At 70.0% G+C, this 16,074-nt stretch carries 16 protein-coding genes and 1 tRNA gene; 9 read left to right on the top strand and 8 right to left on the bottom strand.

What is annotated here, in order from left to right; translation table 11 throughout:
- Positions 1-75: 75 nt before the first annotated feature.
- The gene (locus tag QE412_RS13395; protein ID WP_307484647.1) at positions 76-423 is read left to right on the top strand and encodes a helix-turn-helix transcriptional regulator; all 348 of its coding nucleotides are present in this window, start codon (positions 76-78) and stop codon (positions 421-423) included.
- Between the two features lie 147 nt (positions 424-570).
- A complete protein-coding gene (locus QE412_RS13400) occupies positions 571-960 on the top strand; it encodes an ester cyclase (protein ID WP_307484650.1) in 390 nt (129 codons plus the stop codon).
- Positions 961-1,319: 359 nt separating this feature from the next.
- Here the strand turns inward: QE412_RS13400 and QE412_RS13405 are convergent.
- A tRNA-Gly gene (locus QE412_RS13405) sits at positions 1,320-1,393 on the bottom strand.
- Positions 1,394-1,573: 180 nt separating this feature from the next.
- Here QE412_RS13405 and dcd point away from each other — a divergent pair.
- The gene (gene dcd, locus QE412_RS13410) at positions 1,574-2,179 is read left to right on the top strand and encodes a dCTP deaminase (RefSeq protein WP_307484654.1); all 606 of its coding nucleotides are present in this window, start codon (positions 1,574-1,576) and stop codon (positions 2,177-2,179) included.
- Between the two features lie 60 nt (positions 2,180-2,239).
- Here the strand turns inward: dcd and QE412_RS13415 are convergent, their stop codons facing one another.
- Complete coding sequence (locus tag QE412_RS13415; protein WP_307484657.1) at positions 2,240-2,836, bottom strand: hypothetical protein; 597 nt, start codon at positions 2,834-2,836, stop codon at positions 2,240-2,242.
- A 106-nt stretch (positions 2,837-2,942) separates the two neighbouring features.
- Here QE412_RS13415 and QE412_RS13420 point away from each other — a divergent pair, with 106 nt between their 5' ends.
- On the top strand, positions 2,943-3,449 hold the full coding sequence (locus tag QE412_RS13420) for a MarR family winged helix-turn-helix transcriptional regulator (RefSeq protein WP_307484659.1): 507 nt from the start codon (positions 2,943-2,945) through the stop codon (positions 3,447-3,449).
- A gap of 57 nt (positions 3,450-3,506) precedes the next feature.
- Here QE412_RS13420 and QE412_RS13425 read toward each other — a convergent pair whose 3' ends face one another.
- Positions 3,507-4,886, bottom strand: coding sequence for an MFS transporter (locus QE412_RS13425; RefSeq protein WP_307484661.1), 1,380 nt, complete (start codon positions 4,884-4,886; stop codon positions 3,507-3,509).
- Positions 4,887-5,004: 118 nt separating this feature from the next.
- Between QE412_RS13425 and QE412_RS13430 the strand changes: the two genes are divergently transcribed.
- Positions 5,005-6,747 carry a DEAD/DEAH box helicase gene (locus tag QE412_RS13430; protein WP_307484663.1) on the top strand — a complete coding sequence of 581 codons (1,743 nt, stop codon included), beginning with the start codon at positions 5,005-5,007 and terminating at the stop codon, positions 6,745-6,747.
- 55 nt (positions 6,748-6,802) lie between these two features.
- On the opposite strand, the gene QE412_RS13435 is transcribed toward QE412_RS13430, so the two are convergent.
- Genes QE412_RS13435 through QE412_RS13455 form a run of 5 tightly spaced genes read right to left on the bottom strand, consistent with a single transcriptional unit; the run spans position 6,803 to position 12,283 of the window.
- Positions 6,803-7,594, bottom strand: coding sequence for an HAD family hydrolase (locus QE412_RS13435; protein ID WP_307484666.1), 792 nt, complete (start codon positions 7,592-7,594; stop codon positions 6,803-6,805).
- Positions 7,591-8,934, bottom strand: coding sequence for an aspartate aminotransferase family protein (locus QE412_RS13440; protein ID WP_307484669.1), 1,344 nt, complete (start codon positions 8,932-8,934; stop codon positions 7,591-7,593). Before QE412_RS13440 ends, QE412_RS13435 begins: the two co-directional genes overlap by 4 nt.
- A 30-nt stretch (positions 8,935-8,964) precedes the next feature.
- On the bottom strand, positions 8,965-9,936 hold the full coding sequence (locus QE412_RS13445) for a choline/ethanolamine kinase family protein (RefSeq protein ID WP_307484673.1): 972 nt from the start codon (positions 9,934-9,936) through the stop codon (positions 8,965-8,967).
- The gene (locus tag QE412_RS13450) at positions 9,933-10,847 is read right to left on the bottom strand and encodes a phosphotransferase family protein (protein WP_307484676.1); all 915 of its coding nucleotides are present in this window, start codon (positions 10,845-10,847) and stop codon (positions 9,933-9,935) included. Before QE412_RS13450 ends, QE412_RS13445 begins: the two co-directional genes overlap by 4 nt.
- The gene (locus QE412_RS13455) at positions 10,844-12,283 is read right to left on the bottom strand and encodes an amidase family protein (RefSeq protein ID WP_307484679.1); all 1,440 of its coding nucleotides are present in this window, start codon (positions 12,281-12,283) and stop codon (positions 10,844-10,846) included. The genes QE412_RS13450 and QE412_RS13455 overlap by 4 nt, the downstream gene beginning before the upstream one ends.
- A gap of 174 nt (positions 12,284-12,457) precedes the next feature.
- Here QE412_RS13455 and QE412_RS13460 point away from each other — a divergent pair, with 174 nt between their 5' ends.
- The 4 genes from QE412_RS13460 (at position 12,458) to QE412_RS13475 (ending at position 16,033) form a co-directional block, all read left to right on the top strand.
- Positions 12,458-13,240 (top strand): GntR family transcriptional regulator, encoded by a 783-nt coding sequence (locus tag QE412_RS13460; RefSeq protein ID WP_307484682.1) that lies wholly within the window; start codon positions 12,458-12,460, stop codon positions 13,238-13,240.
- 103 nt (positions 13,241-13,343) lie between these two features.
- Entirely contained in the window at positions 13,344-13,589 is a 246-nt protein-coding gene (locus QE412_RS13465) for a hypothetical protein (RefSeq protein WP_307484685.1), read from the top strand.
- Positions 13,589-15,163 carry a sodium:solute symporter family protein gene (locus QE412_RS13470; protein ID WP_307484687.1) on the top strand — a complete coding sequence of 525 codons (1,575 nt, stop codon included), beginning with the start codon at positions 13,589-13,591 and terminating at the stop codon, positions 15,161-15,163. The genes QE412_RS13465 and QE412_RS13470 overlap by 1 nt, the downstream gene beginning before the upstream one ends.
- Positions 15,164-15,244: 81 nt before the next feature.
- Positions 15,245-16,033 (top strand): SDR family NAD(P)-dependent oxidoreductase, encoded by a 789-nt coding sequence (locus tag QE412_RS13475; protein ID WP_307484689.1) that lies wholly within the window; start codon positions 15,245-15,247, stop codon positions 16,031-16,033.
- The last annotated feature ends 41 nt before the right edge of the window (positions 16,034-16,074 follow it).

Here is a 16,074-nt window from a genome sequence, read left to right on the forward strand (position 1 = left end):
CGAAAACGATAGCACGTAATGTAAATCAGTAAATAGGTCGCGCCCGAAGCATGCCCGACGCGCTAGCCTGAGGACATGGCCGGCTGGACGTTCTTGACCAACCACGCGCACGTCCTGCTGTGCGTGGCGGCCAACCCCGAGATCTTGTTGCGCGACGTCGCGACGCTCGTGGGGGTGACCGAACGCGCAGCGCAGCGCATCGTCGGTGAGCTCGAAGAGGAGGGGTACCTCACCCGGGAGCGCGTCGGCCGGCGAAACACCTACCGTCTCAATCCCGACCGGCCCCTCCGGCATCCCCTCGACCGGGGTCACCACATCGGCGAGCTTCTCGACGCGTTCTCCCGCGTCGAGGGGGCTCGTGCTGCGGGTGCCCGTCCCGAGGGGGCGGCGGCCGCGCCGCCGGCACAGTCCGACGCGGACTGAGCCCGCGCGTCCGCTCGTGCTCGGGTCACGAGTGCGGGAAGGATGCCATCATCGCGCGCTCGCGAAAGGGCGCGGCGTCCACGGGCGGCGGCGCGGGGTCCTCTCGCCGTCCGATCCGGCCCTCGATGACGCGTCGATAATGGGGGAGTGCAGGCTTGGGAGACGCGTGAGTGGTTCGCCGACTTCCTCGACACCCTCAATCGTCACGATCTCGACGATCTCCGCGGAATGCTCGACCCGGCCGTGCGGCGGGCGCACCTTCCCGCCGGAGCCGATGCGTGGATCGACGACTACGCCGACCTGCTGCACGGTTTCCCCGACTGGCAGTGGAAGCGCATCCAGGTGCTCGTCGAAGACGATCGCCTCGCCGTGCACCTGCGCGCTGGCGGCACCCACACCGGCCCGTTCGCCCACCTGGCGCCCACGCGCACCCGCGTGAGCATCGCCTCGTTCGCGATGTACCGGCTCGAGCGGGGCCGGATCGTCGAGGCATCCGGAACCGACGACGCCGCGCAGATCCGCGCGTTCCTGCGGTGACCCGTCGTCACGCAGAGTGTGAGCGTGACCATCTCCGCTGGGCGCGCGACGCTCCTGCGACGTGCTCGCCACGGAAGGTCGCCGCTTCGCGCGGCTCCGCATGACGCGGCGGAGCTCGTCAAGCCCATTCGCGACGCCGCGCATCGACGTAGCGTGAGTGCTCCACTCCCGTGGGCGGCCGGTTCACCGCCTCGGGCGTGCGAGCCCCGGACAGTCCGGGCGGCACCGCAGTTTCGCGGGCGCCGCCCGGACGCTCGGATGCCGCCTCGCCGTGATCTCCCACCCCGGCCCTCCGGGTCGGCTTCTCCGGCACCCACGCGACAGGTCCGCTCCACCGCTGACGCGGTGAACCGGACCTGTGGAGGGGCTGACGGGAATCGAACCCGCGCTGTCTGCTTGGGAAGCAGAAGTTCTGCCATTGAACTACAGCCCCGTGCGCCATGCGGCGACCCGGCCAGCATAACAGCGTCCGCTCGTCCGCTCGCCCGGGCTTTCCCTCCGCCGCGTCGAACCCCCGGCATCCGATGTCCTCCGTGCCAACTCGCGACCGTGCGCCGTCGTCACCCGTCGACACGGGTCCGCGCGTCGGTACCTTCGCCTCTAGGCTGGGGCCGTGCTGCTCTCCGATCACGACATCCGAGCCGAACTCGAGGCCCAGCGTCTGGGCCTCGACCCCTTCGACCCCGCCATGGTGCAGCCTTCCAGCGTCGATGTGCGACTGGACCGGTACTTCCGGCTGTTCGACAACCACAAGTACCCCTTCATCGACCCGGCCGAGGATCAGCCCGAGCTCACCCGCCTCATCGAGGTCGAGCCCGACGAGCCGTTCATCCTGCACCCGGGTGAATTCGCCCTCGGCTCCACCTTCGAGCGCGTGACGCTCCCCGATGACGTCGCGGCGCGCCTCGAGGGTAAGTCGTCGCTCGGGCGTCTCGGGCTGCTGACGCACTCGACCGCCGGCTTCATCGACCCGGGCTTCTCGGGGCATGTCACCCTCGAGCTCTCGAACGTCGCCACCTTGCCGATCAAGCTCTGGCCGGGCATGAAGATCGGGCAGGTCTGCTACTTCCGCCTGACCTCGCCCGCCGAGAATCCCTACGGCTCGGGCCCTTACGGCAACCGCTACCAGGGGCAGCGCGGTCCGACCGCGTCGCGCTCCGCGTTGAACTTCCACCGCACCGACGTCGGTACCACCGAGGCGGGCTCCGCGGGGCGTTGACCGTGCGACGAAGCGGCGAGGCTCCCGGGGGAGTCCTCGCCGCTTCGTGGGTGCCGGTGGTCATGCGGATGCCGACGACTCGCGGCCCCGGCTGAACCCGGCGTCGAAGCCGCGTTCGTAGGCGCGCTGCGCGGCACGGTGTGCCCGGCGGTGATCGGTCTCGGCGCCGCGGCATCGACCGCCGCGTTCGTCGAAGCGCGCTCGGGCGTCCCGCCCGTGGCCGTGCCCCGGAGCGCGGCGGAAGCCGCGCCGCGGAAGGGGCGCCGATTCGTCGATGCCCAGCGTATCGGCGAGGGCGTCGAGGGCTGCACTCAGCCGTGAGAGGTCGTCGGCGGGGATCTCGGACAGGAGTGCCGAGCGGTCGGCATCCACCGCGTCGAGGATGGCGCGGCCCCGATCGGTCAGGGTCCAGATGTCGTCGGTGCGGGCGATCATGCCGCGCTCGGCCAGTTCGGTGAGGCGCTTGCCGCCACGCGAGAGACGCTCGCGCGCCCAGGGGGCGTCGATGCGTCCGTCGATGACGCTCAGCATCAGCACGGTCTTGGGGGAATGCACGCTCTCGCGCAGCTGTGTGAAGAGGCGGTGGTGCAGTGCGTGGCCGACGGTGGTGAGGCGGTGGGCGAGGCTGCGGGCATCGAGTGGTGTGGAGGTCGTCATGGGGTGTCCTTTCGGGGCGGACGATCCGCCTTTGCATGTCATATAACAACAAATGTACTGTGACATGCATTCCGGATGCTTGTCAAGAGACATGTAAAATCTCGGCATGGCCTCCGACCCCGCCGACGAGATCGCCGCCGCCCTGTCACGGTTGCGTGGCCGCCGTCCTCGGCCGCCGTTCGGCCACGACGAGCATCGCCACCACACGCACGGGCACGGCGGACCGTGGGGACGAGGTGCGCCGCCGTGGGCCGACCCCGCCCCCGGGCGTTTCGGCGGACCGGCGCGCCTGCGTCTGCTCGACGCCCTGGTCGCCGCGGCCGGATCGCTGTCGGTGAGCGAGATCGCCGATGCCGTGGGCGTCGATCAGCCGCGTGCCTCCCGCCTGGTGCAGCAGGCCACGCAGACGGGGCTGGTCGCTCGCGAGCCCGACCCCGACGACGCCCGCCGCACCCGTGTGCGACTGACCGCGGCCGGCGAAGACATGATCACGGGCTTCCGCGGTCGTCGACGGGATGCCGTGCGCTCCGCGCTGGAGTCCTTCACCGACGACGAGCGGGTCGAGTTCGCGCGCCTGCTGGCGAAATTCGCCGACGCCTGGCCGCGCGACTGATCGCGACGGCATCCGAGCCCCGTGCCCCGCGTCGGCCGGGCCGCGCGGGGCGAAGCCTCAGCGGATGGTGGCGGGCTTGGACGTGACCGGGATCATCAGCGCGAGACCCGCGGCGAGGATCAGCACGATGCCGACGATGCCCAGGCGGGTGTCGCCGGTGATTCCGACGAACAGGGCGAACAGGCCCGGCGCGAGGAACGACACCGCGCGTCCGGTCGTCGCATACAGGCCGAAGATCTCACCCTCTCGGCCTTCCGGGGCCACCCGTGCGAGGAACGACCGGCTGGCTGACTGCACGGGGCCGACGAACAAGCCGAGGCCGAGGCCGGCGACCCAGAACGCGGGCACCGACGTGCCGATGAACAGGATCGCGCCGCCGAGCACGATCAGCCCGCCGAGTGACACCAGGATCACCCGCTTCGGGCCGAAGCGGTCGTCGAGGCGCCCGGCGAAGACCGTGCTGATGCCCGCGACGACGTTCGCCGCGACCGCGAAGTACAGCACCTCGGTCGAGGTGAACCCGAACACCTGGTGCGCGATGATCGCGCCGAAAGTGAACACGCCGGCGAGCCCGTCGCGGAACACCGCACTGGACACCAGGAACAGCAGCACGTGCCGGCTGTCGCGCCACAGCGCCCGCAGCGTTCCCCAGAGCACCGCGTACGAACGGAAGAAGCCGACCCGAACTTCTCGGCGCTGCGGCGGGATCTCGGGAACGCGCAGCAGCACCGGGATCGCGAACACGGCGAACCACACCGCCGACGCCAGCACGGCGAGGCGGATGTTCAGCCCGCCCTCCTCCGGCGCGGCGAGGAGTCCGCCGGCATCCGGATCGCCGAAGTCCTGGATGAACAGCACCAGCAGCAGGATCAGCAGCACGATGCCGCCGACATACCCCATGCCCCAGCCGAACCCCGAGACCCGGCCGACGTTCTCGCGGGTGGAGACCTGGTTGAGCATCGCGTAATAGTTGACGCTGGCGAACTCGAAGAAGACGTTGCCGACGGCGAGCAGGGTCGCGCCGAGAACGAGGTAGCCAGGCGTTCCCTCGACGAACACCATGGCCGCCATCGTCAGCACGATCAGGCCCGTGTTGACCCCGAGCCACAGCTTGCGCCGCCCTGTGCCGTCGGAGCGCTGCCCCAGCACCGGGGCGACGAGCGCCACGACGACCCCGGCGATCATCAGGGCGACGCCGACGAGGCTTGCATTCTCGGCGAGGGCGCGCACGAGCGCCGGGTCGTCGTCGTTGCCGTTCGCGGCCGCGATCACCGCGGGATCGACGAACAGCTCGCTCGCCAGATAGGTGCTGAACACGAAGGTCGTCACGACGGCGTTGAAGGCCGCCGACCCCCAGTCCCACAGGGCCCAGGCGAGCACGGGGCGGCGGCCGGCGGCGGGGGGCAGTGCGAGCCCGGGGGAAGGCACGTCGGTCACACTAGGGCCCTTCGATGAACGCCCGGTTGTCCCGGGATGTCGCGGCGTCGTCCTCGGCGCGCGCGTTCAGATTATCCCCGGGCCCGCGTGTCTGGCCGCGGCGGACTACCGTGGAGTCATGGCATCCGAAACCCCCGTCGACTCCGCTGAGGCCGAGATCGCTCCCGAGAAGCTCACGTTCGCCGACCTGGGTCTGGATGCCAACGTGCTCAAGGCCCTCAAAGACGTCGGCTACGAGACCCCGTCGGCCATTCAGGCCGCCACCATCCCGGTGCTTCTGCAGGGACGCGACGTCGTCGGTCTCGCCCAGACCGGAACCGGCAAGACGGCGGCGTTCGCGCTGCCGGTGCTGTCGCAGATGGAGACCGGCCACAAGAACCCCCAGGCCCTCGTGCTCGCCCCCACGCGCGAGCTCGCGCTGCAGGTGTGCGAGGCGTTCGAGAAGTACGCCGCCCACATCAAGGGCGTCTCGGTGCTGCCCGTGTACGGCGGGCAGGGCTACGGTCAGCAGCTGTCGGCCCTGCGCCGCGGCGTCGACGTGATCGTCGGCACGCCCGGTCGCATCATGGACCACCTCGACAAGGGCACGCTCGACCTGAGCGAGCTGAAGTTCCTCGTGCTCGACGAGGCCGACGAGATGCTCAAGATGGGCTTCGCCGAAGACGTCGAGACGATCCTCGCCGACACCCCCTCGACCAAGCAGGTCGCGCTGTTCTCGGCGACCATGCCGGCGCAGATCCGCCGCATCTCGGCGCAGTACCTCAACGACCCCGAAGAGATCACGGTCAAGACCAAGACCACGACCTCGGCGAACATCACGCAGCGCTACCTCGTGGTGTCGTACCAGCAGAAGATCGATGCGCTCACCCGCATCCTCGAGGTCGAGAACTTCGAGGGCATGATCGTCTTCACGCGCACCAAGAACGAGACCGAGACGGTTGCCGAGAAGCTGCGAGCCCGCGGCTACACCGCCGCCGCCATCAACGGCGACATCGCGCAGGTGCAGCGTGAGCGCACCGTCAACCAGCTGAAGTCGGGCAAGCTCGACATCCTCGTCGCCACCGACGTCGCCGCGCGCGGTCTCGACGTCGAGCGCATCAGCCATGTCGTCAACTACGACCTGCCGATCGACACCGAGTCGTACGTGCACCGCATCGGCCGCACGGGCCGCGCCGGCCGCACGGGCGATGCGATCAGCTTCGTCACGCCGCGTGAGCGCCGCATGCTCACCGCGATCGAGAAGGCCACGCGCCAGCCGCTCACCGAGATGTCGCTGCCGAGCGTCGACGACGTCAACGCCACGCGTCTGACCCGCTTCGACGACGCCATCACCACCGCGCTGGAAGACACCGCCGCGATCGCGACGTTCCGCGACGTCGTCGCGCACTACGTGGCGCACCACGACGTGCCCGAGGCCGACGTCGCCGCAGCCCTCGCCGTGGTCGCCCAGGGCGACACGCCGCTGCTGCTCGAGGAGGAGACGATCGCGCCGCAGCGCTTCGACCGCGACCGCCCCGCGCGCGAGCCGCGCGAGGGCGGGGACCGCGGAGACCGTCGCAGCAGCGGTGGGCGTTTCGCGACGTACCGCATCGCGGTGGGCCGTCGTCAGCGCGTCGAGCCGCGCCAGATCGTGGGCGCGCTCGCGAACGAGGGGGGCCTGCGCCGCAACGACTTCGGGGCGATCCAGATCCGCCAGGACTTCTCGCTCGTGGAGCTTCCCGCCGATCTGTCCCGCGACACCATCGACCGCCTCGCCGACACCCGCATCTCGGGCCAGCTCATCGACCTGCGCCTCGACCAGGGCGGCCGCTCGGCGAAGCGCAGCGACCGTCCCCAGCGCCGGGATCGCGACCGCGACTGAGTACGCGGCGACGCCCGTTGCGGCTGCTGGCGTGTCGCCGGCGTTCGCGCGCGGGCTACGGGTTTGGGGCGGATTGTTCCTTCCGGGGCGGGGTATCCCGCACCCGAACCGTCGTTTCGCGCCCCAAACCCACGGACGGATGCCGTTCTCGACGTCGACCTCTCCGCGACTCTGCCGGGGACGGGCGAGACTGGGCGCGGGCGTGGACGAGGGCGACATCGTGCGCGGAGCGCCCGACGAGGGTGTCCCAGCGCACGTATTCCGCTTCCGGGAGACGGGTCTCCGGGAGCGGCACCGCGATCACGGCGGCACCGGCGGCCACGGCCGACGCGACTCCCGGACCCGAGTCCTCGATGGCGACGCACTCCTCGATGTCGACGTCGAGAAGGGATGCCGCGAGCAGGTACGCGTCGGGCGCCGGCTTGCCGTTCGGCACGTCGTCGGTCGTGACGATGACGTCGAAGGCCTCGAACGGGATGGCGGCGACGACCTGTTGCACGAGCACGCGGGGCGACATCGTGACCAGCGCGGTGGAGACGCCGGCGTCCCTCAGCTCCCGCAGGAGCTCGGGGGCGCCGGGCTTCCAGGGGATCGCGGTGTCGAGCTGCTCGCCCACCCGGCCGACGACGCGATCGATGATGAGCCGCGGGTCGAGGCCCACCCCCGCGGCGATGAGGGTCGACGCCAGAGCCTCCATGGTGCAGCCCACGAGCGCCTCTTCGATGTCGTGCGTCCACGCCGCTCCGCACTGCAGGACGATGTCTCTCGCGGCATCCGTGAAGAAGTCCTCGGTGTCGACGATGGTGCCGTCCATGTCCCACAGCACCGCGGCCAGGGCCGCGGTCACGAGGCCCGGGCCGAACGGGTCAGCGCCCGGTCGAGGCGTTCGAGGAGCAGGGTCGCATCGTCGAGGGTGTAGGTGAGCATCGGCCGGATCTTCAGGGTGCTGCTGGTCGGCCCGCACACCGAGATGAGCAGACCCTCGTCCCGCGCGAAGTTGATGACGTCCTGCGCGAACCCCGATGCCGGCACGCGCCTCTGACGGTCTTCGACGAGCTCCACGCCGAAGTACACCCCGGCGCTGCGGACATCGCCGATGCGGTCGAACCGCTCGGCCATGTCGGTGATCCCATCCCGGAGCATCTCTCCGATGCGCTCGGCATTGGCGTCCAGACGCCGGCCGACGATCTCGTCGAGGACGGCGCGAGCCGCGGCGATCGGAACGCTCGATCCGCCGAACGTGTTGAAGTACGGCACCGCAGCACCGAACGGATCGAGCGTTTGCGACGAGGCGACCATCGCGGCGACGGGGATGCCGTTGCCCATGGGCTTTCCCATCGTCACGATGTCGGGGACCACCCCGTGCCGGGCGAAACCCCAGAATGCCTCACCGACCCGGGCGAACCCGGGCTGCACCTCGTCGGCGATGACGACGGCGCCTGCCGCGCGGGCCGCGGCGAACGCCGGCTCGAGGGTGTCCGTCGCGGGGAACACACCGTCGGAGGAGAAGATCGAGTCGATCAGCAGCGCGGCGGCGCGGTGACCGCGTTCGGCCAGCCGATCGAAGGCCGCCGCGACGCGCGCGGCGAATGCCTCGGCGACGGTGCCGTCGTCGTCGTGACGGTACGGATCCGGCGGCGCGATCGCAATGACGTCGTCGCGCAGTGGGCCGGCTGCTGCGGACGGCGATACGTCCGAAACGATCGACGTCGTACCGTGGTAGGCCTCGGAGGTGACGACCACGCCGGTGCCGCCGGTGGTGTACCGGGCCACGCGCAGAGCCAGGTCGTTCGCCTCGGAGCCGGAGTTGGTGAACATCACCCGGTCCAGCGCGGCGGGCAGGGTCGAGAGCAGCCGTTCGGCGTAGTCGACGACGCCGTCCTGCAGGTAGCGGGAGTGCGTCGACAAGGCCGTCATCTGCTTCTGCACGGCCGCGACGACGGCGGGGTTGCCGTGGCCCACGCTCGCGACGTTGTTGTACGCGTCGAGATACTCGCGCCCGTGCGCGTCGTAGACGCGCGTGCCCTGTGCACGCACGAGGTGCAGCGGCTCGCGGTAGAAGAGCCGGTAGCTGGGGCCGAGCACGTGGGCGCGCCGCTCGACGAGCGCCCGGTCGAGCGGGTCGAGGCGGTCGATCGCATCGGCGCGGAAGCTGTTTCCGTCGAGGATGGAGGAGGTGGTGTTCATCGGAGCCTTTCTGCGTTCTCGGCGGGTGGTCTAGAGGGCGCCGAGCCAACCGCCCCAGCGCGGGTCGGTCATCTTGGTCTGCGCCCGCCGGAGCTTCCACACGCCGTACTTGTGGTAGTCGTAATCCCATCCGTCGTTCAGCTGCGCGTTCACGCAGCCCCACAGTCCCCACTTCACGTCGGCGAGGAAGCTGCAGACCTGCACGCGGGCCAGGGTCGACCACTCCGCAGCGCCGTAGAACTCCTCCACGCACTCGGTGAACCGGCGGTCGTCGTAGAAGAACTCCGTCGCCATCACGGCGAGCTCGTAGGCGCGCTCGTTGTTCGACGAGAACTCGAAGTCCACCAGCCGCATGGGCCGCCCCTCGGCGATCAGGAAGTTGCCGGGCATCGGGTCGTTGTGGCATGGCACGATGTCGAGCCCGCCGGCCGTCAACGCCGACCGCGCGGCGCGGTACTCGCGCAGGAGCGCGGGCCAGAAGGACGGCAGCCGAACGCCGAGGTCGGCCGCCTGCGCGCGATGCTCCTCGATCATGTCGATGATCGTCTTCGTCGACGGCAGAGCCTCCGCGCTGCCGAACGCACGGTAGAGGCCGATGATCTCGCTCGCGATCTCGGGGCGCTTCATGTCGCCGTTGGTACACGCGCGGTATCCGTCGAGGAACTCGATGATCTCGACGCCCGTGGAGGGGTCGAAGTGCACGATCCGGGGGCTGATGCCCAGCGCTCCGGCCCGCTCGGCCGCCACGTGCGAGTTGCCCCGGTCGATGAACGTCTCGGAACCCGCCCCGGGGACCTTGAGGAAGAAGCTCGCGTCCTCGCCGTCGACGTCGACGCGCCAGTTCTCGTTCTGCAGCCCGCCGTAGACGGGCGTGTACCAGGCTCGACGCCCCCGCCACTGCGGGACGGCGTCGAGCGCGCGCTCGACCGCCTGCTCGCCGGTCGTGCGTGCGGCACCGCGTTCCGTGCCCACCGAGGCGGTGGCCGTGTCCGTGTGCGTCATGCGGAGACTCTCCTCAGCAACTCATCGGTGCGTGTGGTCTGGAGGGCGCTGCGGGCCCGCAGGAATTGCCAGTCGCTGTACTTCGAATACTCGAACGTCCCCGGGTCGAGCCGGTTCGCCAGCGCACCGACGAGTGCTTGACGGACGAGGTCGGCGTACCCGTACAGGATGCTGCGTGCGAACAGCGCGCGATCGTGCCGCCCGTGGGCGATCTCGAACAGCCGTCGAGCGTGGTCCTCGTCGTCGGCGAGCTCGACGATCGCGGAGCCCAGGTCTTGGTACGGGTCCATGTGACCCGCCCAGTCCCAGTCGACGAGCAGGAGCGATCCGTCCGTGCGATGCCGGAGCACGTTCGACACATTGCCGTCGCCGTGCCGGAACTCCACGTCCACTCCCACCGCGTCGATGCGCGACTCGGCCTCGTCGAGCACCCGGAACAGCAGGACCGCCTCCGCCGGGAGGGCGACCTCGTAGCGACGCAGCGTCGTGCGCAGCGCCCGGATGTCGTCGAAGACGCTCGCCGCCCGTGCGGACGACGGTTCCACCGCGCCCACCCGTGCACGCAGGGCGAGGAGGGCCGCGGCGTCGTCGTCGTCCGCGACGTCGCCCAGCGTCGCCGTCGCGTGGCTGTCGGTGAGATCGGCGAAGGCGATCGCATCGCCGGTGGGCGACACCGCGAGGACCGCCGGGGCGATGCCGGCGTCGCCCGCCGCCTCGGCCGCCGCGATCGTCCGGGCGAGATCCAGGTAGATGCGCGCATGCGGGGCGTAGGTCTTCACCAGGCTCGCCCGGCCCAGGAGGAGGCCGCGGCATCGGGTCGAGTCGGCGCCCCACCAGCTGGGGCTCGCCATCGTGACGGTGGCCGCGGCGGCATCCTGCAGCATCAGGGGCATCACCGGTGCCGCGCTCATCCCTGCACCTCCCACACGTGACCCGGCACCGGACGCGGCTCGAGCGGCCAATCCGGCACTCGTCCGCGCGAACGTTCGAGCCACCCCGCGAGGGCCAGCACGACGGAGTCGCGGAATCGCGGCCCCGCCAACTGCACCGCCACGGGGTGCCCGCCGTCCTCCCCGAAGGGGAGGGAGAGGGCCGGCTGCCCCGTCTGGTTGAACCACGCGGTGAAGCTGCAGTGCTCCAGGGGGCGCTCGGGGATCATGCCCACGGCCTCCGCAGGGAACGCGGCGGTCGGGAGGACGGGGGAGAGGACGACGTCGACGTCGCTCTGCGCCGCGGCGAAGCGCTGCTGGTCGGCGGCGACGCGCAGGAGCGCCCGCTCGTAGTCGGTCGCGCTCAGCCGGCGGGCGCCGACGGCCCAACGGACGAGCGGGGCGAGCACCGACTCACGGCCCTCGTCCGTGTGTCCCTCCCATTCCGTCAGCGCACGGACGAGATAGAGCGCGTCGAGCGCGTCGTACGCGTCGGGGGCCAGGGGAGAGCGCATCGGTACGATCTCTGCCCCGGCGTCCTCGAGCGCGCGGGCGGCGGCGTGCACGGTGCGCAGCGTCGGGTCGTCGGCCGGGATGCCGTATCCCATCTCGGTGAGCAGGCCGACGCGCAGAGTGGACACCTGATCGTCGGTGAAGGCGTCGGCCCGGCCCCCGGCATCCGGAGCGAGTGCGAGGGTGTCACGCGGGTCGAAACCGGCGACGACGTGGAAGACCTCCACCACGTCGGCGACGGAGCGCGCCATCGGTCCCGCCGATCGCACGGTGCTGGGTGCAAGGTGCGGAACCCGGCCCTGCGTGGGCTTGAGCGCCACGATGCCGCAGTGCGCGGCCGGCAGACGCACCGAGCCGGCGATGTCCGTTCCGATCGCCGCCCAGGTGAGTCCCGCCGCGAGGGAAGCACCCGCCCCGGAACTGGACCCGCCCGGACTCGCGGCGAGGTCCCACGGGTTGCGCACGATCCCGTAGAGGGAGGACACCCCCGAGGCGAGCATGCCGAAGTCGGGCATGGAAGTCTTTCCGACGATGACGGCTCCCGCTTCCCGCAGCCGTTGCGCGGGCGGTGCGTCCACGGTGGCCACGGGCAGGTGCTCGTTCGGCTTCGTGCCATGACGCCACGGAAGGCCGATCGCGTTGATGCTGTCCTTCACCGTCACCGGCACGCCGTCCAGCGCCCCGCGCGGCTCGCCCGCGGCCCAGCGTCGCGCCGACTGCTCGGCAGCGGCGCGCGCACCGTCCACATCGACGTACGGCACCGCGTTGATGAGGGGGTCGACCGCAGCCCGGTGCTCCCAGGTGGCCTCGAGCGCATCGACCGGGGTGAGGTCGCCGGCGGCGAACGCCGCGGTCAACTCCGAGATGGGCCGACCGAGATGAGGGAAGGAGGACGAGGAAGCCATGGCACCAGCGTCCGCTGCGACCATTTCTGGTCGACCTGACCAATGTAAATCCGGCATTACGTTCCCGGGGCCGCCGCCGTTCGAGTGGGAATCTATGGGGCGTGAGAGGCCGAGAATGACGCGGATCCGGGCGCATTCCGCCCCTCGGTGAGAGCAGGGATGGCGTGATGCGACGTGACCGCTGAGAGAACCTTTGCGACCATTTGTCGGCTGGCGGACGATCTCGAAGCGCGCGGCTTCGCGAAACTCCCTCCGGAGCGACAGCTCGCCGAGCGTCTCAACACCTCGCGGTCCTCCGTCCGTCGCGCGCTGGAGAGGCTCGAAGGCGAAGGCCGCATCCGGCGCGTGCGCGGGCGGTCCGGGGGAGCGTTCCTGCGGATGGTGGAGTCGACGCCGGATGCCACCATGGAGGACGACGCGGCCGACGGAGCGACCCGGCTCGTCGAGCGTCCGCTCGAGACCGTGGTCGGCCTTCCCCAGATGCTTCGCGCGCAAGGGTTCGAGTCGGGCACCCGCGTCATCTCCGCGAGCTTCGAGCACCCCTCCGATGTGGAGCGTGCGTACTTCGACATCACTGCGGGCGACCTCGTCGCGGCGGTGCTGCGGTTGCGGTTCGCCGACGGCGACACGCTGTCGCTCGAGTCGTTCCGCGTGCCGGCCGCGCGGTTCCCGGGCCTGCTCGAGAGCCGGCTCTCGGGGTCGATGTACGAGCTGTTGGAAGAGAAGTACGGCGTGCGCCCGACGCACGCGCACGAGCACATCCACGTGACGACGGCCAGTCCCCGGACCGCGGCTTCTCTCGGAATCGACGTCGGGGCGCCGCTGCTGAAGGTCGTGCGATTCGCGGAGGACCAGAACGGTCGACCGTTCGAGCGCTCGATCGACCTTTTCCGGGCGGATCGGACCGTCCTGTCGGTGACCGCGCACCAGGTCGGATGGGACCCTTCGCACATGTAACAGCGTCGTTACGGCTGAAAAGGCGACCAGTAATGGTCCGATTTCAAACTGAGTTCGCGCTCCCGAACCTCCCATTTCTCACTCCCAGAAAGGAGGCGCGAACATGGTCAATCTCGTCAGAAATCTCGACCGCCGCGTGATCAACACGGCATTCGGCGTCGTCTACGGATTCGCGCTGCTCATGGCGCTCTTCCCGCCGCTCTACCTCGCCGCCAGCGGCTCCACCGCCCCCGTGTTCTTCGGCATCCCGTGGGCGATCTTCTACTGGATCGTCAACGCTGCCCTCGTCGGTCTTGCGCTGTCCGCGTTGTACGTCGTCGAGCACATCCGGGGCGAGGGGGACGACTGATGGCCATCATGCTCGGAATGCTCCTCGCCTTCTACGGCGTGGTCATCGCCATCCTCTACATCACGAAGCAGAAGACCGCACCCACCTTCGACGAGTACTCGGTCGGCGGTCGCAGCTACGGCACCTGGTTCGTCGCCATGTCGTACATCAACTCGTGGTGGCCCGGCTCGACGTTCATCGCGTTCTTCGGACTGGCCGCCGGTGCCGGCGTCTTCGGGCTGTACGCCCTGGCCTACTCCACCCTCGGCGTCGCCTTCATGTACCTCATGGCGACGCGTGCCTGGCGGTGGGGCAAGGCCTACGACCTGCGCACGCAGCCCGACCTCCTGCGCGTCCGCTTCGGCTCGAACGCCGTGCGCGTCGTCGCCAGCATCATCGGCGTCGTCTCGCTCTTCCCGTGGGTGGTCCTGGGCATGCAGGCGCTCGGCACCCTGTTCGAGATCGCGAGCGCCGGCACGTGGTCGGTGATCGCGTCGCTGATGGTCGGACTGGTCGTCATCCTGATCCGTCAGATCTGGACGGTCCAGATGGGCATGCGCGGCCTCATCATGACGGACATGTTCCAGGGCTTCGTGGCCTACATCGTCTCGGGCATCGTCTGCGCGATCATGCTCACGGGTGCCTTCAACAGCCCGATCAGCTGGTCCGACCTCGGACAGGTGGGGGAGAAGTTCCTCACGCTGCCCGGTGACGGCGACACCTACGGGCCGTTCTACATCGCGGCCCTCATCTTCACCGGCGTCATCGGCTCGCTCTGCTGGCCGACCAGCTTCCAGCGCATCTACACCGCCAGCAGCGTCCGGACAGTGAAGAAGGGCACGCTCGCCACGATCCTCGTGTCGGCGACCTTTTACACGGTGCTGATGCTCGTCGGAATCGCCGCGGTCAACATCCCCGAGGTGGCCGCGGCCCCGCAGGAGGCGTGGTTCACCCTCATGGAGCAGTTCGGTGGAACGTGGCTCCTGGGTCTGGCGGTCGTCGTGGTGTTCGCCGCACAGATGGGCCACACCGATGCCAGCGTCCAGGTCGCGGGCCTGCAGGTGGCGAACGACATCGTGGCCACCATCCGCAAGCGCCCGCTCTCCGACAAGCAGCTCACCCTCATCTCCAAGGTGAGCATGGTGGTCTACATGCTGCTGGCCGGCGTGCTCGCCTTCGCCACGTTCGACTTCGACCGCCTGCAGTTGCTGGCGCAGATCTCGTACCAGGGCATCATCCAGCTGGCGGTGCCGCTGTTCTTCGGGATCTTCTGGCGGGGCGGCAACCGGCACGGCGCGATCTGGGGCATGGTCTCCGGGTTCGTCATCGCCGCCGTGCTGACCGGCGTCTACCCGGACGACATCCCCGCGCTCGGCAGCCTCACCAGCGGCATCGTCGGGCTCGTCGTGAACGCGGTCGTCTTCCTGGTGGTCTCGGCGATCACCGGACGCACCGACGAGGAGCGACTGCGCGTGGAGGCGATGTTCCGCGTCGCAGAGCGCGGCGAGAGCGCGCTCGTCGCGCCCGACGACGTCGAGCCGGTATCGGCGGCTCCCTCCGACGCGCTGGTGGAAAGGACCGAGGATGCCGATTGACATCCAGTCGTGGCGGCCCCGGATCGGGGCCGCCACGGCGGTCGCCGACGGCGCCGCAGACTCGGCGACGGAGGCAGGACGATGATCGATCTGTCCGGGAAGACCGCGCTCGTGACCGGAGGATCCCGCGGGATCGGGCGGGCCGTCTCGATGCGCCTCGCGGAGGCCGGCGCCTCGGTCGTGATCCTCGACCGTTCCGACTGGTCGCTGCCCGAGGACCGCTCGTGCTCGGCGGCGATCCGCGCCCGAGGCGGGCGCGCGGAGTCCCGAGAGCTCGACGTCGCGGACTCGGCCCAGGTCGACGCCGTGATCGGGGCCCTCGCCGCCGAACGTCCGATCGACATCCTCGTGAACAACGCCGGTGTGCTGCACTCCGGCACCACGACCGAGACGACCGACGAGGTCTGGCGTCACCAGTTCGCGGTGAACGTCGACGGCACCTTCTTCTGCACACGAGCGGTGATCCGCACGATGCTGGCCGCGGACCGCGGCGGGAAGATCGTGAACATCTCCTCCATCAGCGGGCTGCGGGCGAACCCGGGCTTCGCCGCCTACTGCGCGAGCAAGGCCGCGATCGTGAACTTCACCCGTCAGGCGGGTATCGATTACGCCGCTCAGGGCATCAACGTCAACGGCGTCGCTCCGGGGTTCGTCGAGACCGACATGACCTCGATCTACGGACCCGACATCCGCGCGGCGCTGGAGGGGCAGACACCGAACGGGCGCTGGGCGACGCCGGAGCAGATCGCGGACTCCGTGCTCTTCCTCGCGTCACCGCTCGCCGACCACATCTGCGGCGAGGTCCTCGCCGTCGACGGCGGGTGGCTCGTCGGGACCCCCGTCGTCGTGCCGACCGCGTCCGTCTCCTGACGATCACGACATCGTCGGGCTCCTTCCCTCTCCACCCGTCA

This window comes from Microbacterium trichothecenolyticum (genome assembly GCF_030818955.1).
GTDB lineage: Bacteria > Actinomycetota > Actinomycetes > Actinomycetales > Microbacteriaceae > Microbacterium > Microbacterium trichothecenolyticum_B.